The 24,460-nt window shown below is 61.5% G+C and carries 21 protein-coding genes, 1 tRNA gene and 1 pseudogene; 13 read left to right on the forward strand and 10 right to left on the reverse strand.

Annotated elements, in window-relative coordinates; genetic code table 11:
- Positions 1-25: 25 nt before the first annotated feature.
- Complete coding sequence (locus GKR99_02370) at positions 26-664, reverse strand: RraA family protein (GenBank protein ID NKB26454.1); 639 nt, start codon at positions 662-664, stop codon at positions 26-28.
- A gap of 349 nt (positions 665-1,013) precedes the next feature.
- Between GKR99_02370 and GKR99_02375 the strand changes: the two genes are divergently transcribed.
- The 3 genes from GKR99_02375 to GKR99_02385 all read left to right on the forward strand — a co-directional run bounded on the left by GKR99_02375 (position 1,014) and on the right by GKR99_02385 (position 4,803).
- Positions 1,014-2,045 carry a LacI family DNA-binding transcriptional regulator gene (locus GKR99_02375; protein ID NKB26455.1) on the forward strand — a complete coding sequence of 344 codons (1,032 nt, stop codon included), beginning with the start codon at positions 1,014-1,016 and terminating at the stop codon, positions 2,043-2,045.
- A gap of 120 nt (positions 2,046-2,165) precedes the next feature.
- Positions 2,166-3,896, forward strand: a complete 1,731-nt coding sequence (locus tag GKR99_02380) for a dihydroxy-acid dehydratase (protein ID NKB26456.1) — start codon at positions 2,166-2,168, stop codon at positions 3,894-3,896.
- Between the two features lie 16 nt (positions 3,897-3,912).
- Positions 3,913-4,803, forward strand: a complete 891-nt coding sequence (locus GKR99_02385) for an amidohydrolase family protein (GenBank protein NKB26457.1) — start codon at positions 3,913-3,915, stop codon at positions 4,801-4,803.
- A 114-nt stretch (positions 4,804-4,917) separates the two neighbouring features.
- Here the strand turns inward: GKR99_02385 and GKR99_02390 are convergent, their stop codons facing one another.
- Positions 4,918-6,345 (reverse strand): sodium:proline symporter, encoded by a 1,428-nt coding sequence (locus tag GKR99_02390; GenBank protein ID NKB26458.1) that lies wholly within the window; start codon positions 6,343-6,345, stop codon positions 4,918-4,920.
- Positions 6,346-6,506: 161 nt separating this feature from the next.
- Here GKR99_02390 and GKR99_02395 point away from each other — a divergent pair.
- A pseudogene (locus GKR99_02395) lies at positions 6,507-7,295 on the forward strand (metallophosphoesterase).
- 229 nt (positions 7,296-7,524) lie between these two features.
- Positions 7,525-8,562 carry an AAA family ATPase gene (locus tag GKR99_02400; GenBank protein NKB26459.1) on the forward strand — a complete coding sequence of 346 codons (1,038 nt, stop codon included), beginning with the start codon at positions 7,525-7,527 and terminating at the stop codon, positions 8,560-8,562.
- Positions 8,563-8,639: 77 nt separating this feature from the next.
- Here the strand turns inward: GKR99_02400 and thrS are convergent, their stop codons facing one another.
- The 3 genes from thrS to GKR99_02415 all read right to left on the reverse strand — a co-directional run bounded on the left by thrS (position 8,640) and on the right by GKR99_02415 (position 11,914).
- Positions 8,640-10,586, reverse strand: coding sequence for a threonine--tRNA ligase (thrS, locus tag GKR99_02405; GenBank protein ID NKB26460.1), 1,947 nt, complete (start codon positions 10,584-10,586; stop codon positions 8,640-8,642).
- A gap of 166 nt (positions 10,587-10,752) precedes the next feature.
- Positions 10,753-11,154, reverse strand: coding sequence for an MAPEG family protein (locus tag GKR99_02410; GenBank protein NKB26461.1), 402 nt, complete (start codon positions 11,152-11,154; stop codon positions 10,753-10,755).
- 1 nt (position 11,155) lies between these two features.
- Complete coding sequence (locus GKR99_02415) at positions 11,156-11,914, reverse strand: metalloregulator ArsR/SmtB family transcription factor (protein NKB26462.1); 759 nt, start codon at positions 11,912-11,914, stop codon at positions 11,156-11,158.
- Positions 11,915-12,039: 125 nt separating this feature from the next.
- Here GKR99_02415 and GKR99_02420 point away from each other — a divergent pair, with 125 nt between their 5' ends.
- The 6 genes from GKR99_02420 to GKR99_02445 all read left to right on the forward strand — a co-directional run bounded on the left by GKR99_02420 (position 12,040) and on the right by GKR99_02445 (position 16,766).
- Positions 12,040-12,789: an alpha/beta fold hydrolase gene (locus GKR99_02420; GenBank protein ID NKB26463.1), complete on the forward strand. Its 750-nt coding sequence runs from the start codon at positions 12,040-12,042 to the stop codon at positions 12,787-12,789.
- Between the two features lie 555 nt (positions 12,790-13,344).
- Complete coding sequence (locus GKR99_02425) at positions 13,345-14,199, forward strand: polyketide cyclase (protein ID NKB26464.1); 855 nt, start codon at positions 13,345-13,347, stop codon at positions 14,197-14,199.
- A complete protein-coding gene (locus tag GKR99_02430) occupies positions 14,178-14,606 on the forward strand; it encodes a VOC family protein (GenBank protein NKB26465.1) in 429 nt (142 codons plus the stop codon). Before GKR99_02425 ends, GKR99_02430 begins: the two co-directional genes overlap by 22 nt.
- A complete protein-coding gene (locus GKR99_02435; GenBank protein NKB26466.1) occupies positions 14,596-15,237 on the forward strand; it encodes a hypothetical protein in 642 nt (213 codons plus the stop codon). Before GKR99_02430 ends, GKR99_02435 begins: the two co-directional genes overlap by 11 nt.
- 123 nt (positions 15,238-15,360) lie before the next feature.
- Positions 15,361-15,936: a hypothetical protein gene (locus tag GKR99_02440; GenBank protein NKB26467.1), complete on the forward strand. Its 576-nt coding sequence runs from the start codon at positions 15,361-15,363 to the stop codon at positions 15,934-15,936.
- Between the two features lie 71 nt (positions 15,937-16,007).
- Entirely contained in the window at positions 16,008-16,766 is a 759-nt protein-coding gene (locus tag GKR99_02445) for an SDR family oxidoreductase (protein ID NKB26468.1), read from the forward strand.
- Between the two features lie 309 nt (positions 16,767-17,075).
- Here the strand turns inward: GKR99_02445 and acs are convergent, their stop codons facing one another.
- From acs to GKR99_02465, 4 genes are all read right to left on the reverse strand, one after another.
- Positions 17,076-19,022 carry an acetate--CoA ligase gene (acs, locus tag GKR99_02450; GenBank protein NKB26469.1) on the reverse strand — a complete coding sequence of 649 codons (1,947 nt, stop codon included), beginning with the start codon at positions 19,020-19,022 and terminating at the stop codon, positions 17,076-17,078.
- Between the two features lie 15 nt (positions 19,023-19,037).
- Positions 19,038-19,775 (reverse strand): hypothetical protein, encoded by a 738-nt coding sequence (locus GKR99_02455; protein ID NKB26470.1) that lies wholly within the window; start codon positions 19,773-19,775, stop codon positions 19,038-19,040.
- Positions 19,776-19,966: 191 nt separating this feature from the next.
- Positions 19,967-20,392, reverse strand: a complete 426-nt coding sequence (locus GKR99_02460; GenBank protein NKB26471.1) for a hypothetical protein — start codon at positions 20,390-20,392, stop codon at positions 19,967-19,969.
- A complete protein-coding gene (locus GKR99_02465) occupies positions 20,392-20,814 on the reverse strand; it encodes a YeeE/YedE family protein (protein NKB26472.1) in 423 nt (140 codons plus the stop codon). The genes GKR99_02460 and GKR99_02465 overlap by 1 nt, the downstream gene beginning before the upstream one ends.
- 260 nt (positions 20,815-21,074) lie before the next feature.
- On the opposite strand from GKR99_02465, the gene GKR99_02470 reads away from it, so the two are divergent.
- Both GKR99_02470 and GKR99_02475 read left to right on the forward strand, forming a co-directional pair.
- Positions 21,075-23,168, forward strand: coding sequence for a 3-hydroxyacyl-CoA dehydrogenase (locus GKR99_02470; GenBank protein ID NKB26473.1), 2,094 nt, complete (start codon positions 21,075-21,077; stop codon positions 23,166-23,168).
- A 49-nt stretch (positions 23,169-23,217) separates the two neighbouring features.
- A complete protein-coding gene (locus tag GKR99_02475; protein ID NKB26474.1) occupies positions 23,218-24,321 on the forward strand; it encodes an ATP-binding cassette domain-containing protein in 1,104 nt (367 codons plus the stop codon).
- Positions 24,322-24,375: 54 nt separating this feature from the next.
- Here the strand turns inward: GKR99_02475 and GKR99_02480 are convergent.
- Positions 24,376-24,449 (reverse strand) — tRNA-Gly (locus tag GKR99_02480).
- Positions 24,450-24,460: the final 11 nt, after the last annotated feature.

The raw sequence follows: 24,460 nt of genomic DNA on the forward strand, positions 1-24,460 counted from the left end.
AGAAATGTCCGCCGTTTCGGGCATCTTACAGGGCCCCGAATTCGTTGTAGACATCCGTCAATTTGCGCCCGGCCCGAAGGGCGTCCATGGAGTTATTCTCGGCGGCGAGCTTTGCGCGGCCTTCTTCCAGAACGGCCATTTCAAGCGCTTTTGGTATGATGACACAGCCGTCGGCATCGCCGAAAACGATGTCACCGGCGTTGACCAAAACACCGCCGCATTCAACCGGCACGTCAACTTCGATCACCTTGCCCCGCCCCATACTGTCAAGCGGTGCAATCCCGCCTGAAAAGACCGGAAACTTCAGGTCACGCACCTGCCGGATATCGCGCACACAGCCGTCCATCACTGCGCCTGCTGCCCGGCGGACCGTTGCGGCTGTGCTCAGCAACCCGCCCCAGGGTGCGATCCGGCCCGTCTTGCCGCAGGCAGCCACGACAACGTCACCGGGGCGCAGGTCGTCGACCAGCCCGATTTCCAACGCATAGTGGTTTTCATCGGGGCCGGGCCGCGCATAGACATCGGCGTAAAGCATCGTGCGCGCGCGGCCGACCATGACCAGACTGTCATCAAGCGGGCGCAGGCCGGGGGCCATGGCCTGATCCATATGTCCAAGCGCGTCCAGCACATCCGAGATCATGGCGCAGAAGAAATTTTCGCGCATTTCCGCGACAATTGGGTCAGACGCCTGGCCATTCCCCGCAGTCGGGCCGGTGTTCGGCATCGGTTTATCAGGCATCACTCACTCCAAACCTTTATCGTTAAAGTAACTTTGCACCCTGCGCTTGCGGCTGTCAACATGACGCGCGAAACCGTTGCTTCGACGCGCAAAATCGCGCGGCGAACAGCGGTCTGATCGCCGCGGTTAATCAGGTCTGGCCGCCGCCACCAACGACGGCAACCCAAGCCTGGCCAATTCCCGGTTTGTTTGATCGCGAACGATCGTTTAGACAGGGGCGCTTATTCTTGGAGCCCGCAGGAGGCGCAATTTGGCAGACAAGAAACCAGCCCCATTGCCGAACACCAGGAAGCGGGCGACGATCAAGGACGTGGCGCTTGCGGCCAAGGTGTCTCCGATGACCGTCTCGAATGTTCTGAACAATAATATGCAGTACGTCAGTTCGAAGACCAAGGCGCGGGTTGAACGGGAAATTGCGCGCCTGAACTATCGGCGTCAGGCAGCAGGGCGTAACCTGCGATACTCGGACCAGCGCTCGATCGGGTTGATTGTTGTCAGCGATGATCCGGCGTTTCTGGAAGATCTGTTCAGTACGAAGGTTGCCGCCGGATTGGCCAATTCGCTGAACAGCGCCGATTACACGATGACCGTTCAGGGCGTCAGCGCGGCGGGCCTGTCCGATGCCATGATCATGCGCAGCGTTGATGTCGCAGGCGTTTGCGCCATGATTTCCGGCCCGGAAGAGGCGCGGATCGAGGTTGTGAAGAAGCTCCACGCTCTGAACCAGCCTTTAATTCTGTTCCAGCAGTCCAATACGCAAAACATCGATGACATCTGCACGATCCGCCTGGATGAGTTCGGAAGCGGCCAGATCATGGGCGATCACCTGCTGGCAAGGGGGGTCCGGTCGATCCTTGCCCTGCGCCCGCAGCAACACTGGTTCGCCATCGAAAAGCGGTTTGAGGGCATCCAGAAGGCGATGTCGAACACAACAGGCGCGCCGACGTTTACAACGCTGGAGGCTGCATCAGAATCGCTGATCTCCGTTCAGACCGCGCTGGAGGATTACCTGGATACGAACCCCTTGCCTGACGCGATTGTCGGCGGCAATGATCAGATCGCGCTTGCGGCGATGCTGTTGCTGGCGGAACGCGGCATTCGGGTGCCGGGGGATGTTCGGATTGCAGGGTTCAACGGATTTGAAGCGCACCGGTATCTGCGCCCGCAACTGACGACTGTGACCTCTCCGGCCTATGATCTGGGTGATCAGGCAGGCAAATTGATTATCGAACGCCTTACGGGCGGCACATTTTCGACCCGGGATCTGGTGCTTCCGGTGCATTTTTTGCCGGGTGGAACGACATAGGATCCGGCCCGCGACATGGGCGAAAGATCGGCAACTTGTGGCATCGCAAATTTAACGTTACATGTTGGAATGGCAGTTTGAAATTTGCGCAATCGCAACACTCAGCTTGAGGGTCGCCGAATGGCAACTGACGACAACAAGACCAGATTGCGAAGCGCCGAATGGTTCGCGCGCGAAGGGAAGTACGGATTTGTTCCGCGAAGCTGGATGCGCAGCCAGGGCTTTTCCGAACGCCTGCTGAAAGATCGGCCCGTCATCGGCATCTGCAATACCTGGTCCGAGCTGACAAATTGCAACAGGGGCCTGAAGGAACTGGCCGAACACGTGAAGCGCGGTGTGCTGATGGCGGGCGGCTTCCCGCTGGAATTTCCGGTCACAAGCCTGGGTGAGCCGTTCATGCGCCCCACGACGATGATGTTCCGCAACCTGGTGTCCATGGATGTCGAGGAAACCCTGCGCGCCAACCCGATTGACGGTGTGGTCTTGTTGTGCGGATGCGACAAGACAACGCCGGCTTTAATGATGGGCGCGGCGAGTTGTGATTTACCCTCGATCGTCGTTTCGACGGGACCGATGCTGAATGGACGTTTTCGTGGCCGCACCCTGGGGTCGGGGACGGATATGTTCAAACTCGATGAAGATTACCGTTCCGGTGCGATCTCAAAACAGGAGTTCAGCAATGCTGAGGCCGCGATGTCGCGTTCCATCGGAACCTGCATGACAATGGGCACGGCCTCGACCATGGCGTCCCTGGCCGAAGCGATGGGCATGGCGTTGCCGTTGAACGGTGCGATCCCGGCGCCCGACAGCCGCCGCGCGGTTCTGGCCGAATTGTCCGGTTCGCGGATTGTCGAACTGGTCAACGAAGACATCCGCATGTCCCGCATTCTGACACGTGACGCGATCGAGAATGCGATCGTCGTGAACGGCGCAATTGGCGGGTCGACGAATGCGGTTATGCATCTGTTGGCGCTGGCGGGCAGGCTGGGCGTCGATCTTGCGCTTGACGATTGGGACAGGCTTGGGAGGGATGTGCCGTGTCTGGTTGACCTCAAACCGTCCGGGCGGTTCCTGATGGAGGAATTCTTTGAGGCGGGCGGACTGCCGGTCGTAATGCGCCGGATCGCCGACAGGTTGCATCTGACTGCGACAGCCGTGGAAGGCGGAACCATCGGCGACAGGATTGCGGATGCGGAGGGTTTCGATGACGAGGTTATCCGCACAATTGACAACCCCGTCACCGAACAAGGCGGCATCGTTGTCTTACGGGGCAATCTGGCACCTGATGGCGCGATCCTGAAATCCTCGGCCGCCAGCCCCGGCTTGATGAAACACACCGGCAAGGCGGTTGTGTTCGAAAGTGCCGAGGATTTTCGCGCCCGTGTCGATGACCCCGAACTGGATGTTGACGAAAACAGCGTGTTCATCCTGCGAAACTCGGGGCCCCGGGGTCATCCCGGCATGCCCGAGGTGGGCAGTATGGCCATTCCCAAAAAGCTGATCGCGGCAGGTGTCACGGACGTCGTGCGGATATCGGACGCCCGGATGAGCGGGACAGCCTTCGGCACAGTCCTCCTGCATGTCGCGCCTGAATCTGCCGTGGGCGGGCCTTTGGCGGCCGTTGAAACCGGCGATACCATCGTTCTGGACGTGGCGGCGCGCCGCCTTGAAGTCGACTTGTCCGAACAGGTTCTGCAGGCGCGTCTTGCCGCCCTTGACCCGAAACCTTCGGATCAGACGCGCGGTTACGCGAAACTCTACGTCGCGCATGTTCAGCAAGCCGACAAGGGCGCTGATTTTGATTTTCTTGTGGGTGGTTCAGGCACACCCCCCTCAACGCCGTCCTTTTAACACCCGGAGCATTGCCATGACCGCGCGCGCCTATTGCGATTGCCACGTCAACATCTGGAACGATGAACACGTTCTGCCATTGTATCACCAGCAACAGGCCCGTGTGCGACAGGGCGACATTGCGCCAAAGGCCGATGCCGATACGCTGTATGCGGCGATGCAGGACGTCGAAAAGGCGGTTGTCTTTTCGCTCCGCTATGGCGACTCGGTCGGCATCGAAGGCGATGACGAGACTACGGCTGCAGCGGTGGCGAAATATTCCGACAAGCTCGTCGGCTTCGCCTATGTCGACCCGCGGCGCGCTGACTGTATGGATCTTTTGCACCACGCGATTGATGATCTGGGTCTGAAAGGTGCGAAGTTCGGGCCGATCTACAACGGCGTTTCCTTGTCGGACCCGCGAATGGAGCCGGTGTTGGAGTTCCTGCAGACCCGAAACCTGCCGCTGACGATGCATATGGGGACCACCTTCGCGCGCAACGCGCCGGTGGATCTGGGACGCGCCATTCATGTTGAACCCGTGGCGATGAAATACCCTGACTTGACCATGGTGATGGCCCATATGGGGCACCCATGGTACGAAGAGGCTATTGTGATCGCCCGCAAGCAACCCAATGTTTTCCTTGATCAATCTGCGTTGTTTTACCGGCCCTGGCAGTATTACAACATGCTGGTTCTCAGCCAGGAATACAAAATCACCGACAAGATTTTTTTCGGCACCGACTATCCCTTTGCCGGGGTCGGGGAAAGCGTGGACGGGCTGCTGAATATCAACGACATGTTGGAAGGCACCAAGTTGCCGCGCGTCAGCCAGGACACGATGGATCAGATCCTGCAATCCAACCCGTTCGAAGTCTGGTGGAAAGGCGACAGCCCGATCCGGGACGGGCCGGGGGCCGGCACCTGATCAAAAATGGGATTGCGGCGGCCAGTATGATTTGCGCGCTGAGCCTATGAATGCAGGCCAGGAAACGGGCCGGGCACCACGGCAGTCTGACCACCCCCTGGGGCGTTGTCGCCCTTATCCCGGGGTTTTTTGTTCGACGTGGTTGGTCTGGTCAGGGTGATCTGCCGAGGTACGAACCCGGCTGCGCGACCCCAGGGCCACAGCGGCAAATCCAACCGCCAGAACGACAATCCCGATCAGCAGCAGTTGTTCGTATTTGTGGCCGTCATACAGCACGGAAGCCGCCCAATCAGCCGCACGCGCAAAATACAGCAGCGCGCCCATCATGGCGGCGGCAAAGCTGACCAGATACGCCCAAAGCTGGACCTGCCGACCCAGAAACAACCCGGCCAGCAGAACCGGCGTCAAAAACATCGAGGCGGTGCCAGACACAGCGACCGCGTCAAACAGCGTCTGATTGCCCCACAGCGTCAGCAGCGTTCCCATGGCCGCGAAGATGACCATGGTCATCCGACCGCCATTCAGGCTGCGCGAGGCCAGGCCAAGTTCCTCAACCGCCAGCCGGGCCGACGACACCAATGCGGAGTCGAGGGTGGAAAGCGCCGACACCAGCAACGACACCATCAGTGCCGCAAACAGCCAACCGGGCAGCAATCCGGCCCAGGTGCCGATCAACTGCGCCTCATATGCCGCGCCCTGCAGGGCCGCTTGAATTCCGAAGAATCCGAAACTGATGATGCAAAGCGTCGAGATCCAGAACGCATGCTGGAAACTTCTGCGGGTCGTGGCGGCATCGCTCAAAAAACCACGATCCATCATCACCGGATCGTGGACCGGGTAGGAAAAGACCTGCAGCAATGCCACTGCCAGCAGCACCCATCCGTTGTAGGGGCCAGATACACCGGGCGCAGTCAGCGTCGCGCCCAGATCGAATTCCGGGCTTGCAAGCAACGCGGCGAGAGCGGTGCCGAACACCACCAGGAAAATCACCATCTGCACCACGTCGGTGCGCAAGGCCGCGCTTAGCCCGCCCAGGCTAGAATAGGCCAGCGCGAGTATCGCGACGGCCAGAATGGCAAGGTTTCTGTAGTCTCCGAATTCCGGCAGCACCGCCACGAATATCAACCCGACAACAATCAGATTGGCGAAAACTTCCGACAGAAGGCGCAGCGCGATGACCACGTTATAGCAGCTTTGCCCCGCCAGACCGAAGCGCCTGCCAATCCAATCCTGCACCGACCCCGCGCCCGAGGCCCGCAGCCGCGCGACAATCAGCCCCCCGGTCAGGAACGACGCATAATAGGCTGTATAGGCCAGCACACCTGCAATCCCGAAGTAATACCCCAGAATGGCCGAGTTCATCAGCGAACGCGCAAAAATCCAAGTCGTGACCTGGCTTAACACCAGCGTCCAAAGGCCCGGCGGTGTTCCGGCGCCGCTCTGCCCGCCAAAAAAGCCACCGAGTGTCACCCGCCGTGGTGTCACGATCACAGTCAGCACGACAATCGCGGCGAAAACGCCGAGAATTCCAGCGGCTTGCATGGGTGTCCCCCCTTCGGGTGTTGATTTCAGTCGGCTATCAGGCCGAATACGGATCCGCACTACAATTGCCTGTGACAAAGCCTTAAGCGCGCGCGGATGTGATTTGTGCGCCGGTTCGATTTGAGGGCAGCTGTGCGACACCGGGGCGGGAGTGATTTGCGATGAACACGCAGGATCTGGGGCAGCTAGAGGGCGACCTGCTGATTTTCGGCGGTCCGTACTCCAACCTGCAGGCCTTGCAGGCCTTCGACCGGATCGCCGCCGATTATCCGGCGTCGAATGTGATCTGTACCGGCGATGTCGTTGCCTATTGCGCAGATCCGGCCGCTTGCGTGGCATTGATCCGGGCGCGGGGCTGGACCGTTGTGGCGGGCAATTGCGAACGCCAGTTGCAGTCGGGCGCCGACACTTGTGGTTGCGGGTTTGACGAAGGCAGCGTTTGTGACCGGCTGTCGCGCGACTGGTTTCCTTATGCCAAAGCGCGGATAGGGCAGGGTGATCGCGCCTGGATGGCAACGCTGCCGGACGGAGTGTTCTTTGAACACGCCGGACGACGCCACATCGTGCTTCACGGCGGCGCCTCAGATGTCGCCGCATACCTTTGGCCAACCAGCCCACCCGCGGCGTTCGAGGCGGAGCTTGCCGCGATCCGCGAACCCGTGGACGTGGTGATCTGCGGGCACAGCGGGCTTGCGTTTGTGCGCCAGGTCGCTGGCGTGACCTGGATCAACGCGGGCGTAATCGGCATGCCGCCCAATGACTGACGGGCGCAGACCCGGTATTGCGTCTTGTCCCGTGACGGCCCGCGGATTGAACGCCTGACCTATGACACCGACGCAGCCGCGGCTGCCATGCAGGCGGCCGGGCTGACAGGCGGCTACGACCAATCCCTCATCACCGGAATCTGGCCAAGCGAATCCATCCTGCCAGCAGAACTGCGCAGATCTTGATCTGCGCCCGCGCCCCATGGGCAGTGCTATCCGTTCCTTCGCCGCGACAGGGCACGGCACAGGCATGGCGGCGCACTGCTAACGTCCCTAAGCCGACCCCGATGTGTAACGCCGCGTCGCCTGACCTCGTGCCAGCCAGGCCAATCGAAGACGGGGGCTTGCCCTTGGCCCCGCAGCGGGCCACCATTGCGCCAACCTGACTGTTCCTTTTCTTCCCGGAGTGCGCCATTTGGCAACCAGCCCTGCGACCCCCGCCGCCGTTCCTCAGCCGCCAGCGGGAGAATCCCCGCTTGAATTCCGGGACAACCGATTGCTGATCGACCTTTGCGGTCCGTTTGATCAGTACCTGACACAGGTCGAAACCACGCTGGATTTGCAGATCGTGCGGCGCGGCAATCGGCTGACGCTGATCGGTGAGGAAACCGCCCGCCAGCGTGGCGCCGAGGTGCTGGGCGCGCTTTATGCCCGGCTCGAGGCTGGGCGGCCTGTCGAACCGGGCGACGTGGATGCGGAACTCAGGATGGAAAACTCCAACATTCCGCCGCGCGACGACACTGCGGACGGCGCGCGCGACGGCGACCAGATGGAGATGTTCCAAGGCGGCCGGGTCGAGATCAAGACCCGCAAGAAACTGGTCGAGCCGCGAACCGATGCCCAGAAAGCCTATGTCAGATCGCTATTCTCGAACGAACTGGCCTTCGGGATCGGACCGGCGGGAACGGGGAAGACCTATCTGGCGGTTGCGGCGGGTGTCTCGATGTTCATCGGTGGTCATGTCGACAAGATTATCCTGTCCCGCCCGGCGGTCGAGGCGGGCGAACGCTTCGGCTTTCTGCCCGGTGACATGAAGGACAAGGTCGATCCCTATATGCAGCCGCTCTATGACGCGCTGAACGATTTTCTGCCCGGCAAGCAGGTGGCAAAACTGATCGAGGATAAGCGGATCGAGATTGCGCCCCTTGCCTTCATGCGCGGACGCACGCTGTCCAACGCATTCGTCGTTCTGGACGAGGCGCAGAACGCCACGACGATGCAGATGAAAATGTTCCTGACCCGACTGGGTGAAGGGTCGCGCATGGTCATCACTGGGGATCGCACGCAGGTTGACCTGCCGCGCGGAATGCCCTCGGGGCTGGCGGATGCTGAACGGCTGCTGGGCCGCGTTAAGGGCGTCGCCTTCAACTATTTCACATCCAGCGACGTGGTGCGGCACCCCTTGGTCGCCCGGATCATCGAGGCCTATGAAAAGGACGCGCCGACGTCGTAAGGGCCGACGCGCCTTGCCCTATCGCAGGACCGGAACCGGCAGCGATGGCGGTGCCGGTTCTGGCAATGGTTTTCGCCCTATCGCAAATCAGGCGGCGTCGCCTCGGCCTTCAGATCCGCAATCAGCGCGTCCAGCGCTTGCGTGCTGGTCTGTTTTTCGCCCAGCCGCCGCACGCTGACGGTGCGGTCCTCAACCTCGCGCTTGCCGATGGCCAGGATCACCGGAACCTTGCCTAGTGAGTGTTCGCGGACCTTGTAGTTGATCTTTTCGTTGCGAATGTCGGCCTCGGTTCGGATACCGGCATCCCTCAGAGCGGACACAACCTCGGCCACGTAATCATCCGCGTCCGACACGATCGAGGCGACGACGACCTGGCGCGGGGCCAGCCACAGCGGAAAGCGCCCTTCGTAGTTTTCGATCAGGACGCCCAGGAACCGCTCAAAACTGCCAAGACAGGCGCGGTGGATCATGAACGGACGGTGCTTGTTGCCGTCTTCGCCGATATAGGTCGCGCCAAGCCGTTCGGGCAGGTTGGGATCCACCTGGAAGGTTCCGCATTGCCATTCACGCCCGATGGCGTCGGTCAGTTTGAAATCCAGCTTGGGGCCATAGAATGCCCCTTCACCAGGGTCGAGCTCATAGGGGCGCCCGGTCGCCTTGACCGCATCTTCCAGCGCAGCTTCGGCGTGATCCCACACGGCCTCTTCCCCCACACGTTTTTCGGGGCGGGTCGAAAATTTGATGTCAAAGCTGTCGAACCCAAGATCCCGGTACACACTGTCGAGGAAGTCGACAAAACGGATGCATTCATCCTTGATCTGTTCCGCGGTGCAGAAGATGTGGCCGTCATCCTGGGTGAACCCGCGCACCCGCATCAACCCATGCAGCGCGCCCGAGGGTTCATAGCGCGCACAGGCCCCGAATTCGGCAAGCCGCAGCGGCAGTTCGCGGTAACTGCGCAGCCCCTGATTGAACACCTGAACGTGGCACGGGCAGTTCATCGGTTTCAGCGCATTGATCGCCTCTTCGCGCGCGTGCTCTTCCTCGACCTCGACGACAAACATGTTCTCGCCGTAGTTTTCCCAATGCCCCGAACGTTCCCAGAATGTGCGGTTCAGAACCTGCGGCGTGTTGATTTCATTGTAACCACCATCCCGCTGGCGACGGCGCATATAATCCTGCAACGTGGTGTAAAGCGTCCAGCCGGTCGGGTGCCAGAATATCTGGCCCGGTGCTTCTTCCTGAAAGTGAAACAACTCCATCTCACGGCCCAGCTTGCGATGGTCGCGCTTGGCGGCTTCCTCAAGCATGTGCAGATGCTTCTTCAGGTCGTCGCGGGTCTTGAAGGCGACGCCATAGATACGTTGCAGCATGGCGCGGTTGGAATCACCGCGCCAATAGGCCCCGGCCACACTCATCAGTTTGAACGCATCCGCCGGCACCTGGCCGGTATGCTGGAAATGCGGGCCGCGGCACAGATCCTGCCAGTCACCGTGCCAATACATGCGCAGCGGTTCATCGCCCGGAATCGCCTCGATCAGTTCGACCTTATAGGGCTCTCCGGCGTCCTCGTAGAATTTCACCGCGCGCGGCCGATCCCAGATCTCGGTACGGACGGGATCGCGAGCGGCGATGATTTCCTTCATCTTTTTCTCGATCGCACCCAGGTCTTCGGGCGTAAACGGCTCGGCCCGGTCGAAGTCGTAATACCAGCCGTTTTCGATCACCGGCCCGATGGTAACTTTCACATCCGGCCAAAGCGCCTGCACCGCGCGCGCCATGATATGCGCGGCATCGTGGCGGATCAGTTCCAGCGCCTGTGCGTCGTCCTTCATGGTGTGGATCGCGACCGAGGCATCGGCGTCGATGGGCCACTGCAGATCGTGATGCGCACCGTCCACCGTGGCCGAGATCGCCTTTTTAGCCAGTGACGACGCAATAGATGCTGCAACCTCAGCAGGGGTCACCCCGGCCTCATAGTCGCGCGCATTGCCATCGGGAAAGGTCAGAGAGATTTGGGCCATGTCAGCCTCCTCGTCAGTTTGGCGCCTACGAAACGCCGGGTTGCGGGTATGTCGGGGGCTGACATGAAGTCGCCCCGCACGTTTGTCAACGCACGGGGCCATCTTCTTTTCTTAAATACTCCCGCCGGAGGCATCCGACCTGTCTGCGGGCGCGAAGGGTCGCGGGTCAGCGGGCCGCAAACACCGCGTAGGCCATGATCAGCACGCAGATCCATCCTGCAGTGAAGATGATCGGGCGCAGCGGTTCCTTGGCCACGCCCGAGATGTGGCCCGCCGCATGGGCAACTCGCAGCCAGAAGAACGCAATGGCGGTCCAATAGGTCAGCGCCGTAAAGCCCTCCAGCCGGTCCAGCAGCAGAACCAGAACCGCGAAGGGGATGGCCTGTTCCAGCAGGTTCAGATGCGCGCGGTGGGCGCGTTGCACCCAGGGGCACAGCTTCGCGATATCGGCGGGTGTGTGAAACGCGTCCTCTTTCGACGGGTCAGTGGCAATGCCGACGACGTAAGGGATCCACATCGACCCCGCGAAGATCATCAGACAGGTCAGAATTCCTAGTTCAGTTGCCATATCAACCTCCGTATCCGAAATTTGCGGCCTTGCCGGTTTCCAGCCATGTTTTCAGGCCCGAGATCATGCGGTGCCAGCCATCGGCCGCGTTTTCCTGTCCGGCGGGCAGGTCATAGTGTTCGACCGTCAGTTTGCAGTGATCATTGGCCGGTTCGATGATGTAAGCGCAGCTGCTGGCCTGCATGCCCGGTCCTTCCCACGATGGCTCAAACCCCATGTCAATGCGCGTTTTCGGGGTCTGGCCGGTGACCTTGATGGTCAGGAACGCGTTGCCGTCGGGGCCGTAGTAGGTGGATGATCCGCCAGCCTTCATCGAGCCTTCGGCACGCGTTGCCATGAAGTGCCAGTGCACCACATTGGCCGGATCAGACAGGGCATCCCACAGGGCATCCTGAGTGCAGCGAATATACGTCGCCATCACGAAGTCGGGTTTCTTTGTTGTCATCGGGGCGGTTCCTTCCAGTTGCTTCTTCAGGTCGATCACGGCACGGGCCGCAGGCTTGGCCAGCAGGGGTTCGATCCAACGGTCGATCACCTCCTGCAGGGGCAGGGCGTTGAGGTAGTGGTATTTGAAGCGCCCCTTCTTGCGCGTTGTGATCAGCTGTGCGTCCTCAAGAACCTTCAGATGCTTCATGACGCCGAAACGGGTCATATCCAGCACCGCCTCAAGCTCTCCCAATGTCTGGCCGTCCTGTTGGCGCAGACTGTCCAGCAGGTCACGGCGCGCGGGGTCGTTGAGGGCCTTGAAGATCGCGTCCATGGGTTTTCTTATAGGTGACTCGTTAATCACGTGTCAATGCGGTCACGTGATAAGGTATTTTCGCGTTGAAAACAAGGGCGCCGCAGGCATAGCGTGCAGACGAATCGCCTGACCCGGAAGGACCAATGTCGCAGGAACTCACCACGCCCCAGGGCCGTCGAATCGCCTATGATCTGACCAAGGGGCAGGGGCCGGGCGTCGTGTTTCTGGGCGGGTTCAAGTCGGACCGGCAGGGCACCAAGGCGCTGCATCTGGAAGCTTGGGCCAAAGCGCAGGGTCGCGCGTTCCTGCGCCTCGACTATTCCGGCCATGGCGACAGCAGCGGCGCCTTCGAAGACGGCTGCATCGGTGATTGGGCGGTGGACGCCCGCGCGGCGGTCGAACTGCTGACACGTGGCCCGCAAGTGCTGGTCGGGTCGTCCATGGGCGGCTGGATCGCGCTGCTGATTGCCCGGGTGCGCCCCGATCTGGTCGCCGGGCTGGTGGGCATCGCCGCTGCACCTGATTTCACCGAAGACAGCATCTGGGCCGGACTGGACGCGGATGCCCGCGCGGCATTGGCGCGTGATGGGCGGATCGAGGAACCCTCGGACTACGGCCCCGAGCCATACGTCTATACGCAGCGATTGATCGAGGACGGGCGCGACAATCTGGTGCTGCGCGACCCGTTGCCGCTGCCGTTTACGGTGCGCCTGTTGCAGGGGACGGCGGACGCGGATGTTGACCAGTCGGTCGCCCTGCGCTTGCTGGACCACGCCAGCGGCGACGATATCCGCCTGACGCTGGTCAAAGGCGCGGATCACCGGTTCTCGGACCTTGCGCAACTGGCAATGATCCAGGCGGCGGTTGAAGAGGTTTTGACTGCAGCTACCTGATCTGGTTGCCCGGGTGCGGCGCTGACAGGCGGCGTGCGTGCGACCGGGGGCGCACTGGTCGGGAACTGGCCGGCCCATGTCAATGTTGTCAATCTGCACGCGATTGCAAACGGCCCTTGAGCGTCCTTTCACAGGTCCTATTCTGTCCGCAACCTATCGGCAGCTGGATCGGAACCTCTGCCGAAGGTTTATTGACTGGAAAATTGTGGGTCACTGATGACTGAGAACAAGAAACTGGTGTCCCGCCTGATTGACTGGGCTGAAGGCAATGACGCCCTTGCGGACCTCTTTGCGCCGATTGTGTTGAAAAACTCCGTTTTAGGGCCTGAACGATGATTTTTCTTTCCATGCAGCCCGATCCTAAATTTTTGGCGCGGGGGTCGGCCCAAATCGCCTACATGCGCTCACGCGCAGCCATGCGCTGTCTCGTGGTCAAAGCTTTCCGACTATTTCGCTTCATAGGTTTTCGCAAGAAATCCGCGACGCTCTGATTTCGGAGTTTTTCAACACAATCCGCCAAATGCCACAGTCCACCTGGCGTACCCGTTTGAGACGATGGAGCCTGCCGGATACCTGAATACCGCACTGGGCACGCTGCGGACATCCTTCCCCGATCTGGAACGGCGAGAGGTGATCCGGATTGCCGGGCAGGACGCTGACGGCGCAGATTGGGTTGGCGTCTGCGGCCACTGGGTCGGCACCTTCATGGCGCCATTTCTGGACATCCCGCAGACACGGCGCGCAGCCTCGGTCCGGTTCCACGACTTCTTCCGCATCGAAGGCGGCAGGATAGTCGAAATGCAGGCGCTTTGGGATATACCAGAACTGATGATGCAGGCGGGTGTTTGGCCGATGGCGCCCTCGCTCGGGCGGGAATGGCTGGTGCCGGGGCCGATAACGCAGGACGGGCTGACAGTGGCGGGCGACGGGGCAGAGGCACTGGCCGTTGTGGGCGATATGTTGACCCATCTGGGCAAAAGCGATCAGGGTGTCGATGCCATGCGGCTGGATGCCTTCTGGCACCCGAACTGCGCCTGGTACGGCCCCGCCGGGATCGGAACCGCGCGCGGAATCGACGATTTTCGCCGACATCACCAGATCCCGTTCCTGAACGCCATGCCGGACCGTGTCGGTGATCCGGCGGGCGGCCATTTCTTTGCCGAAGGCGCCTATGTCGGCTTCACCGCCTGGCCCGGGATGCACATGACACTTTCGGGCGATGGCTGGCTTGGCATTCCGCCCAATGCACGGCGGCTGACCATGCGATCGCTGGATTTCTGGCGGGTGGAGTCAGGATTGATCCGGGAAAACTGGGTTCTGGTGGACCTGCTGGACGTTTATGCGCAACTTGGCGTCGATGTGTTTGCGCGAATGAAGGAGTTGCCCGGATGGACCAGCGGATCAGCCTGATTACCCTTGGGGTGAGCGACATGGCGGCCTCGGCGGCCTTCTACGAAGCGCTCGGCTGGGCGCGTGTGGACAGCCCGGATGGGGTGGTGGCGTTTGATCTGATCGGGCAGGTGCTGGGCCTCTATCCGCTGGCCGATCTGGAACGCGATTTGGGCCAGGCGCGCACGCCTGGGTTTTCCGGCGTCACGCTGGGCCACAATCTGCCTGACAAAGCAGATGTTGCAGCGCTGACTGAAAAGGCGCGGGCCGCCGGGGCAACCGTCATCAAGGAACCACATGACATTTTCTGGGGCGGGCACATCGCCTATGTCGCCGATCCGGACGGTCATATCTGGGAATTTGCCTGGAATCCGCACTCGCCACTTGGCCCCAACCGAGAATTCCGCTGGAACGGATATGCGGCGTAGGCCGACCAGCGTTCCGGGGCTGGACGATCTGGGGCGTGTTCGCCTGTCGCGGCATTTCTTTCTGCGCGATTTTCTGCACTCCGAAATTGCCGATCTGAATGGCATTCCCAACATCCCCGATGATCCGGATCTGGCTATTGCGGCGGGGCAGGGGCTGTGCCGGACCCTTCTGGAACCCCTGTGCGAGACTTTCGGGCCGATCACCATCAGATCCGGTTTGCGCACTGTTGCGGTCAACGATCTGGGCAATGCGCGGGGCTGGTCCTGCGCACGCTCGGAAAGCGATTTTGCGGGCCATATCTGGGACCGGCGCGATGCCAAGGGGCGGATGGGGGCAACCGCGACGGTGGTGATCCCGTGGTTCGTGGATCGCTATGAGGCCGGGCGAGACTGGCGCGATCTGGGCTGGTGGCTGTGGGATCACCTGGATTTTCACGAGGTCTGGTTTTTCCCCAAACTCGCGGCCTTCAACCTGACGTGGAAGGAAGGCCCGGCAGCGAAGCGGGTGCTGAGTTACATAGCGCCCAAGGGCTATCTGAAGCGGGAGGGGGCGGAGCCGGGTGAATCGTCCGAGGCCCGGCGGGCGCGGTATCGGGATTTTCCGGCGTTTCGGGGGTTGGATTTGCCATGAGGTCGATGGGAATGCCTACACTGATTGCCAACGGTGCAGGGTCCAAGGAGCGCAAAGTCTACGCTGTGCAGTACATTGCCGCCTTTACCGCAATTGGACTATTAAGCGTTCATGTCGAACGCCATGTCTGCCCTTCAGTCCATCGACTTCGCGCAAGTGTGGCTGCGATTCTTTGGTGAGACTCCTCCACTTGCGCACGTTTTGAGGCATGACTTCTTTGAGTGCTGGACGCGGTTTCATGCTCTGCCCGAAGCCAAGCGTTATGCCGACACTGATGATGAGCGGGCTATTGTACTCTGCCGGGCAAACAAACTCGCAACTGCGTGCTTTGGCGAACGCACGCGGATTTGGGTGGCAACTGGTCATTTCACAGATCTGCCGGCGGAGGACGATGACATAACTGTACGGATGAATATTACGAAGGCCATGACGTGGGTCGATTGCAGCGATAGGGAGGAAGACCAATCTGAGATGACGTTCTTCGCTGTTGCATTTGATTGGAAACCACACGCACTGGACAACCTGTTTGTCGAAATTGCCAATTTTCAAGAACGCGCGATCCTGTTCTCGCAGGAGACACGAACGGTGCTGGCACCTTATGATGGAGGATTCGACATCATAAGTCTGAGACCGGGCCTGATAGGCGCGCTTGAAAGCGATTATCGGGCTTGGATGTCGACGCGACCGGACAGGTTGTAAACTGTTTGGACTCGTTGCAGTTCCGCATTGCGATGCGTTAGCATGCGCGAAACACCACCCGGAGCGCCCCCATGACCCTTCCCCGCACCCCCTCATTCCGCCTCGATGGCCGCCGCGCTTTGGTGACCGGGGCCTCGCGCGGGATCGGCCTTGGCTGCGCCGTGGCGCTGGCCGAACAGGGCGCACATGTGGTGATGGCGGCGCGTGGGGCCGAGGCCCTGGCGAAGGCGGTGGCCGAGGTGAATGGCGCTGGTATGTCGGCCGAGGCGCTGGAGCTGGACGTGACCGACATAGACGCGGTGAAAGCAGCCGTTGCCGCGGCCGGGCCGTTCGATGTGCTGGTGAACTCGGCCGGGCTGGCGCGCCATTCTACGGCGCTGGAAACGGACCCGGCGGACTATGACGCGGTAATGTCGGTCAACGTGCGGGCGGCGTATTTCCTGGCGACCGAGGTGGCGCGCGGAATGGTCGGGCGGGGTGGTTCGATCATGCAGATCTCCAGCCAGATGGCGCATGTCGGCGGGCAGGACCGCACGGTCTACTGCGCCACGAAACACGCACTGGAAGGGATGACCAAGGCGATGGCGATCGAATGGGCGGGCGAAAAAATCCGGGTGAACACGATCTGCCCGACGTTTATCCGCACCGAGCTGGCTGAGCAGACGCTGAAGATCCCGGAACGGAAAGCCTGGATTGAAAGCAAGATCAAACTGGGCCGCGTGGGCGAGGTTGAGGATATCATGGGCGCCGTGCAATGGCTGGCGAGTGACGCTGCGGGTTTGGTGACGGGGTCGTCTGTGCTGATCGACGGGGGTTGGACGGCGGGATAGGCGTAAGCTGCGCGGGCATTCTGGATCGTCTACCTGTTTTCAGCTTTGCCCGGATATTGGCACCGCGCATCCCTTCGCCCGGAACAAGCCCGCAAGGGCGCCGGGCGAGCGCCTGTCTGCCCGGCGGGCAGGCGCTTTCGAGATGTCGCGCAATGCGCAGAACGACAGGCCAACGCTGAACCATAAATTGCCCAACGCACCCGTATCGACGCCTGCCCACCGGTCCGGCACCCGCCCGGCTTGCACTTCGTTTAGAGCAATGTCCGCGCCAGACCTTTCGCGCCTCAGCGACCGCGGCCCAAAAGCCCGCTACCCCCGGTTCATCCGGTTCGCGATCAGATCATTCACCACTTCGGGCTCGGCCAGGGTGCTGGTATCCCCGAGTGAGCCGAAATCATTCTCGGCCACTTTTCGCAGAATCCGCCGCATGATCTTGCCGGACCGTGTCTTCGGCAGGCCGGGGGCGAACTGGATCAGGTCGGGTTTGGCGATCGGGCCGATGTCTTTGCGGACCCAGTCGGACAGCTCTTTTCGCAGCGCCTCACTGGCCTCCTCACCCCCCATCAGGGTGACATAGGCATAGATGCCCTGACCCTTGATGTCATGCGGGTACCCGACGACCGCCGCCTCGGCCACCTTGTCATGGGCGACAAGCGAGGATTCCACCTCGGCCGTGCCCATCCGGTGGCCCGAGACGTTGATGACATCGTCCACCCGGCCGGTGATCCAGTAGTAACCATCAGCGTCCCGCCGACAGCCGTCGCCGGTGAAGTAATAGCCCTTATAGTCGTCGAAATAGGTCTTCATGAAGCGCTCATGATCGCCGTAGACCGTGCGCATCTGCCCCGGCCAGCTGTCGGCAATGCACAGCACGCCTTCGGCTTCGGTCGTGGTAATCTCTTGCCCCGTGGTCGGTTCCAGGATCACCGGGCGGATGCCGAAGAACGGTTTCGTGGCCGAGCCCGGTTTCGTCGCCGTGGCGCCGGGCAGGGGGGTGATCAGGTGGCCGCCGGTCTCGGTCTGCCACCAGGTGTCGACGATCGGGCAGCGCCCGCCGCCCACAACCTCATGATACCAGTTCCAGGCCTCGGGGTTGATCGGCTCTCCGACGGTGCCCAGCAGCCGCAGCGACGACAGGTCGGCCTTCTTCACCCACTCATCCCCCTTGCCCATCAGGGCGCGGATTGCGGTGGGGGCGGTGTAGAACTGATTGACCTTGTGTTCCTCGCACACCTGCCAGAAGCGGGAGGCATCAGGATAGGTCGGCACCCCTTCGAACATCAGCGTGGTCGCGCCATTGGCCAGCGGCCCATAGACGATATAGCTGTGCCCGGTCACCCAGCCCACATCCGCGGTGCACCAATAGACATCGCCGTCGTGGTAATCGAAGGTGTATTCATGGGTCATCGCCGCATAGACGAGGTAGCCGCCCGAGGTATGCACCACGCCCTTGGGCTGCCCCGTCGAACCTGAGGTATAGAGGATGAACAGCGGATCTTCCGCGCCCATCTCCTCGGGCGGGCAATCGGCGGGAACCTCGGCGGCCATCTCGTGCAGCCAGTGGTCGCGCCCCGCCTTCCAGGCGACATCGCCGCCTGTGCGCCGGACGACCAGCATCTTGGCGTCGCCGGTGACCTTCCTGAACGCTTCATCCGCGTTGGCCTTCAGCGGCGTGTTGCGCCCGCCGCGCGGAGCCTCGTCGGCGGTGATCACCACGGCGGCGTCGCAGCCGTTGACCCGCGCGGCCAGCGCATCGGCTGAGAACCCGCCGAAGACGACCGAATGCACCGCGCCAATCCGCGCGCTCGCCAGCATCGCATAAGCCGCTTCAGGGATCATCGGCATATAGAGGATCACCCGATCCCCCTTGCCCACGCCCATCGCCTTGAGGACATTGGCGAATTTGCAAACCTCGGCGTGCAACTCGCGATAGGTGATGTGTTTTGACGCCGCATCCGGGTCATCGGGTTCCCAGATAATCGCGGTCTGATCGCCGCGGGTTTCCAGATGCCGGTCGATACAGTTGGCAGCGACGTTCAGCGTGCCGTCACCGTACCAGCTGATCGCGACCTTGCCGTGTTCGAAACTGGTGTCCTTGACCGAGGTGTAAGGCCGCATCCAGTCAACCCGCTTGCCATGCTCCCCCCAAAACGCCGCCGGATCAGCAACAGACTGCGCGTACATCTCATCGTATTTGGCGGAGTCGATATGGGCCTTCGCGGCAAGTTCTTTTGAAGGGGCGTATAGGTCGGACATGGCAAGTTTCCCAATCTAGGTCTGCGACACAGGCATCAGCGCAGGCGTCATTTCGGCTTGTATCTCTTCAATACGGTTTTGATGAGTTTTGACAACGCGGATCGCGCGGATCAATCCACGTTTCATCCGCCCTGAAAGCCGCGATTGTGCCGCTTCCGGTTCGATAACGCGGACTTCAAGGAACAACGCAAGTGCATAAAGCCGCGTCGGCTGCCGCATATAACCTTGCCAACCGGCCTGCTCGGCCCCCAAAACCTGCAACAATCCAAATCCGGTTGTGATGCAATGCAGGTCTGTCCGCATTTCCTCTTCCAAGGGATCTGCCCGGCCTGACGGAACGCCATTCAGGATATGATGCATGACTTCGTGAACAAGGGTCGAGATCATGGTCAGCGGTCGCGCGACCGCCTCGGGGTCATAGAAAATGACCGAGCCATCGCCATCACCAGTCCACGCGCCTGCGGTTTCGCCAAGTTGTTCAAAAGCACCGGCAGCGCGGTATTCGGCGGCTGGGCGGTCAAGCGGCAGCAGGCCGATCTGTTCGTTCGCCCGACCTAGCACGGCAAGGATGTTGCCAATGATCCCGCGCGCAATGTCCTCCGGTGTGCCCGACGGGGTTGGAAAAAACGCCTTGGTTGGCGTCACCAGCGGAGTGTCGGTTGTTAACAAACCGTTTTTCGCCGCCCACAGGAATTCGGAAATGATCCATTCCTGCATATCTTCCGAGACGGGATACCGATTGAGTGAGAACATGGTGAGTTGTGGACCTGTCAGATTGCCAGACCCTCGGTGTCAAACAGGTCGTCGTCAAGCAGGTCCTCGGTCAATCTGCCGAAGACAGGATCTTGGCGTCTGGGGACAGACTGCTTGCCAGGCAATCCGGCAGCGTCAAGCCGTTCAATCGGCGGTCCTGTTTGGGTTTGCGCGGTTGGCCGACATAAGCCCTAATGTGCGGGTGCTATCTTCGCGCGGATACCCGGTGCGAAAAGCATCCCGGCGGTCATTGCGATCAGGAACACCAGACCCGGTGCCCCGGTCCAGCTGAGTGCGGCCAGCGCCGGGCCGGGGCATAGCCCGGCCAGCGCCCAACCGGCGCCAAAAAGCATCGAGCCGATGACCAGACCGCGATCCAGCACCTGTGGTGGCCGGGCCGGGAAACTGCCGCCCAACACCGGTTTGACGCGGCGGGTTGTGATCCACCAGGCAATTGACATCGGGATAATCGCTCCGCCCATTACAAAAGCCAGCGTCGGATCCCAGTCGCCGAATATGTCCAGCCATCCCTGAACCTTGCGGGTGTTGGTCATGCCTGACACCATCAGACCGATGCCAAACAGGCCGCCGGCCAATGCCGCGAATATCAACCGCATCAGATTAACCCCCAAAGATGCCGAACCAAGCTTAGCATCACCGCCCCGGCAATGATGTAGATCACCGTCGCTGCAATGCCGCGCAAGGTCAGGCGCGAGATACCGCAGACGCCGTGGCCACTGGTACAGCCGCCTGCAAGCCGGGTACCGACGCCGACCAGAAGCCCGGCGATTGCCACGACCAGCCAATTATCACTCAGGTACGATTCTGCCCCACCAGTGAAACCGGCGATGACGCCGGGAACGAGGATCAGTGATGCGACGAAGACCGCACGCTCGGCCCCGTTCGACCAGCCGGTGCGGTCAATCAATCCGCCCAATATGCCCGAGGCGCCCATGATCCGGCCGTTGATAAGAAGGAACATCGCGCCAGCACAGCCGATCATCAGCCCACCGGCCAACCCGTAAGCCCAGTCAATCATTCCCCGTCCCTTTCCGCTTGCCGGGATCGGACAATTGCCCGTCGCGATCCGCCGCCCCAAGGTTCCGCTTCTTATTGAGGGTTGGCGACGGCCACAATGGGCGCGATGCACGAATGCCGAGTGGCGCGCGCAACAAGGCCCGGATCAGTTGCCATATCGGGTGCGGCCTATAAGAATACGCATATCCGGTCGGGCGTGCCGGTTTGAGGGAGCCCAAGCATGCATGTATTCCGCACCAACAGCCGAAAACCGGGCAACTGATGACCGCAGTTGGAATTGAAATGCGCGACCGTATCGCGGTGCTGACGCTGGACAATCCGCCGGTGAATGCGCTTTCGGCGTCGCTCAGAAGTGGGCTGCACGACGGGCTGGATCATGCGATTTCGCAAGGCGCTTTGGGCGTGGTGATCCGCAGTCAGGGCAAGAATTTCTCGGCCGGGGCCGATATCACGGAATTCGGCAAGCCGCCGGTTGATCCGTCACTGGGCGAATTGTGCAGCCACATCGAAGATTGCCCGATCCCGGTTGTTGCGGCCATCCAGGGCGTAGCACTTGGCGGCGGATTTGAACTGGCGTTGGCGGCGCACTACCGGGTGGCGGCGAAAGACGCACGGGTCGGATTGCCCGAAGTGAAGCTGGGCTTGTTGCCCGGTGCTGGCGGAACGCAGCGATTGCCCCGGCTAAGCGGGGCCAGAGCCGCGCTGGAGGTCATCGTGTCCGGCGAACCGATTGCTGCCGAAGCTGCCCGGCAGATGGGCATGTTGGACGATGTAGTCGAAGGTGACCTGACCGAGGCTGCGCGGATCTGGGTAAATCAGGTGATCCAAAGCGATCTGGGGTCGCGTCCGACTCGCCATGTGACCTCGGGCCTGTCGGATCCGGCTGCCTTTCTGGCGGATATCGCTGCCTGGCGGGCCGCGCTGGATGAACCCGCCGCCGGGGCGACCGGGAAGATCATTGATTGTGTCGAGGCCGCGCTGCTGTTGCCGTTCGAAGCGGGGTTGCGCCGTGAACGGTCGGCGTTCACCGATCTGATGACCTCGGATCAGTCACGCGGCCTGCGGCATGCGTTTCAAGCCGAACGATCTGCCGGAAAATCGCCGATCCTTGCGACCGGAACCCCGACCGAGATCCGCTGCTGCGTGGTGATCGGCGGTGGTCAGCTGGGCGGTTCGATCGCGATGGCCAAGGTGAACTGCGGGCTGGACGTGACCTTGATCGAGGCGAATGATCAGGCGCTGGAAGATGCAGTTGGCCGTATCTTTGACGTTTATGACCGCGCGGTTGCGCAAGGAAACCTTACCGCTGCCGAACGGGATGCCCGAATGACCCGGCTGAGTGGCGCGACCGCACACGCCTCGGCCGCGGGTGCGGACTTCATCATTCATGCCGGATCAGAGGATGCCGCGCAGGCGGGACGTGATCTGGCCGAATGCGCAGGCGCGGCGGGCGGCGATCCCATTCTGGCCGTGGCGCGCGATCTGGATATTTCGGTTCTGGCAGGGGCCACCGGGTCCGCCGAACGGGTGGCGCAGATGGTATTCCACCCGCCATTGGCGGCCAATCCGCTGGTCGAAATTGTCGTGACCCGCGATGCCGCGCCGGGGCTGGGTGCCTCGCTGAATGAGCTGGCGCGTCGGATGGGTCTGCGTGCCGTGCCGGTATCCCCGGCGGCGTCCGGCAATGGCCTGATCGCCGGGCGGCTTCGCGGTGCGATGCGTCAGGTTGCGGAACAACTGCTTGGCCTCGGCGCCTCGCCAGAAGCGGTGGACAGCGCCATTCGCGACTGGGGCTTTCGCCTCGGCCCATTGGAGGCTGAAGACCGCATCGGCCTGACCGTGACCCGCGCTGATCAATCGCGAAGTTATCCGGATCGCAATCCGCAAATTCTGGGAATGCCGATGACCGGCGCCATGCTGGCTGCCAACCGGACGGGTCGCAGTGCTGGGGCCGGGTGGTTCAGCTATGACAGGAACGAAGGCCGCGCCTATACGGACCCAGAGGTTGGCAATATCCTGGCCATGGCACGGTCAGGGCAGGGTGCGCCAATCACAGCGGCGCAAATTACTCTGCGGATGCAGGCCGCCCTTGCCAATGCCGGGGCGTGGTTGCTGACCGACAAGATCGCCGAACGCCCGATTGATGTCGACCTGGTGGCGCTTTCGGGCCTTGGAATGGCGCGGGCCCGCGGCGGGCCAATGTTGGCGGCCGACCTGACGGGCCTGCCACAATTGCAGCAAACCCTGGCGGCAATGAACGCCTCGGCACCCGGCGCATGGACGCCATCGCCGCTCTGGGCTGAGCTGATCAAGAACGGCCAGCAGTTTTCGGATCTGAATACCCGGCGCGAATGAAAAGCTGGCGACTTGCGACGCAATTGCGCGCCTGATACGCCACCCTGAAATGTCTGACGATTTTCATCAGGTAACGCCCGCGCCGCAGAAAGGGCTTGTCGTATCGCATGTGTCGCGCAATTTCGCGGGGCGGGCGGTTGTCGATGACGTGTCCTTTGCGGTTCCTGCCGGTCAGGTAACCTGTCTGCTGGGGCCATCGGGCTGCGGCAAATCCACGACCCTGCGCCTGATCGCGGGGGTGGACCGGCAGGATGCCGGCGTGATCGAGGTTGACGGGCGCATCCTGTCCGATCACACGGTTCATATCCCGGCCGAAAAACGCTCGATCGGGCTGATGTTTCAGGATTTCGCGCTGTTTCCGTATCTCAAGGTCATCGACAATGTGGCCTTCGGTCTGAACGGCCCCCGCGCCGCCCGGCTGGAGCGGGCGTCGACCTTGCTGGAACGGGTACGGCTCAGCGCGTATGCCGATGCTTATCCGCATGCCTTGTCGGGCGGCGAACAGCAGCGCGCCGCCTTGGCCCGCGCACTGGCGCCGCGTCCGCGCGTGATGCTGATGGATGAACCGTTTTCTGGCCTCGACAACCGGCTGCGTGACGGCATTCGCGATGAAACGCTGGAAATACTGAAGGATGAAGGCACCGCCGTGCTGCTGGTCACCCATGAACCGGACGAGGCGATGCGCATGGCCGACCAGATCGCCCTGATGCGTGACGGCAGGATCGTGCAGCAGGGCGCGCCCTATAACGTCTATAACGCACCGGTTGATCGTGCCGCCGCCGCCTTCTTTTCCGACATCAACGTCATCGCGGGCACTGTCGAGGGGGCCCTGACCGAAACGCCCTTCGGCCAGTTCCTCGCGCCCGGCTTCGCCGATGGCACCAAGGTCGAGATTGTGATCCGCCCACAGCATATCCGCATCGACTTTGACCGCGGCGGCCGAGGTCCGAACCCGACGCCCGAAGACGGGACACCTGCGCGCGGTGTTGTTGAACGTGCGCGGCTTATGGGCAAGGAATCGCTTGTCGATTTTCGCATGGATTTCGACGGATCGCGGCTGACGGCCTCAGTACCTTCGGTGTTCCTGCCGCAGCCCGGAACCGCATTGTGGCTGATGCTGCGGCGCGAACGCTGCTTTGTGTTTCCGGCCTGAACCAGACACGTGCTGCAAAGGCGGAGTGTTCTGTTGCGCTTGGTATGAAAGGGTTGGAGCGGGTGAAGGGAATCGAACCCTCGTCGTCTGGTTGGGAACCAGGCGCTCTACCATTGAGCTACACCCGCAACGTCGACTG

Source organism: Paracoccaceae bacterium (genome assembly GCA_012103375.1).
Taxonomy (GTDB): domain Bacteria; phylum Pseudomonadota; class Alphaproteobacteria; order Rhodobacterales; family Rhodobacteraceae; genus WLWX01.

Bases quoted from the DNA above. Each gene is read 5' to 3' on its own strand.
- GKR99_02380 (NKB26456.1), top strand. From the start codon at position 2,166: ATGGCAACTGACGACAACAAGACCAGATTGCGAAGCGCCGAATGGTTC.
- GKR99_02465 (NKB26472.1), bottom strand. From the start codon at position 20,814: ATGATTGACTGGGCTTACGGGTTGGCCGGTGGGCTGATGATCGGCTGT.
- acs (NKB26469.1), bottom strand. From the start codon at position 19,022: ATGTCCGACCTATACGCCCCTTCAAAAGAACTTGCCGCGAAGGCCCAT.
- GKR99_02475 (NKB26474.1), top strand. From the start codon at position 23,218: ATGTCTGACGATTTTCATCAGGTAACGCCCGCGCCGCAGAAAGGGCTT.
- GKR99_02420 (NKB26463.1), top strand. From the start codon at position 12,040: ATGTCGCAGGAACTCACCACGCCCCAGGGCCGTCGAATCGCCTATGAT.
- GKR99_02415 (NKB26462.1), bottom strand. From the start codon at position 11,914: ATGGACGCGATCTTCAAGGCCCTCAACGACCCCGCGCGCCGTGACCTG.
- GKR99_02440 (NKB26467.1), top strand. From the start codon at position 15,361: ATGTCTGCCCTTCAGTCCATCGACTTCGCGCAAGTGTGGCTGCGATTC.
- GKR99_02370 (NKB26454.1), bottom strand. From the start codon at position 664: ATGCGCGAAAATTTCTTCTGCGCCATGATCTCGGATGTGCTGGACGCG.
- GKR99_02390 (NKB26458.1), bottom strand. From the start codon at position 6,345: ATGCAAGCCGCTGGAATTCTCGGCGTTTTCGCCGCGATTGTCGTGCTG.
- GKR99_02385 (NKB26457.1), top strand. From the start codon at position 3,913: ATGACCGCGCGCGCCTATTGCGATTGCCACGTCAACATCTGGAACGAT.
- GKR99_02430 (NKB26465.1), top strand. From the start codon at position 14,178: ATGGACCAGCGGATCAGCCTGATTACCCTTGGGGTGAGCGACATGGCG.
- GKR99_02445 (NKB26468.1), top strand. From the start codon at position 16,008: ATGACCCTTCCCCGCACCCCCTCATTCCGCCTCGATGGCCGCCGCGCT.
- GKR99_02410 (NKB26461.1), bottom strand. From the start codon at position 11,154: ATGGCAACTGAACTAGGAATTCTGACCTGTCTGATGATCTTCGCGGGG.
- GKR99_02460 (NKB26471.1), bottom strand. From the start codon at position 20,392: ATGCGGTTGATATTCGCGGCATTGGCCGGCGGCCTGTTTGGCATCGGT.
- GKR99_02435 (NKB26466.1), top strand. From the start codon at position 14,596: ATGCGGCGTAGGCCGACCAGCGTTCCGGGGCTGGACGATCTGGGGCGT.
- thrS (NKB26460.1), bottom strand. From the start codon at position 10,586: ATGGCCCAAATCTCTCTGACCTTTCCCGATGGCAATGCGCGCGACTAT.
- GKR99_02455 (NKB26470.1), bottom strand. From the start codon at position 19,775: ATGTTCTCACTCAATCGGTATCCCGTCTCGGAAGATATGCAGGAATGG.
- GKR99_02470 (NKB26473.1), top strand. From the start codon at position 21,075: ATGACCGCAGTTGGAATTGAAATGCGCGACCGTATCGCGGTGCTGACG.
- GKR99_02425 (NKB26464.1), top strand. From the start codon at position 13,345: ATGGAGCCTGCCGGATACCTGAATACCGCACTGGGCACGCTGCGGACA.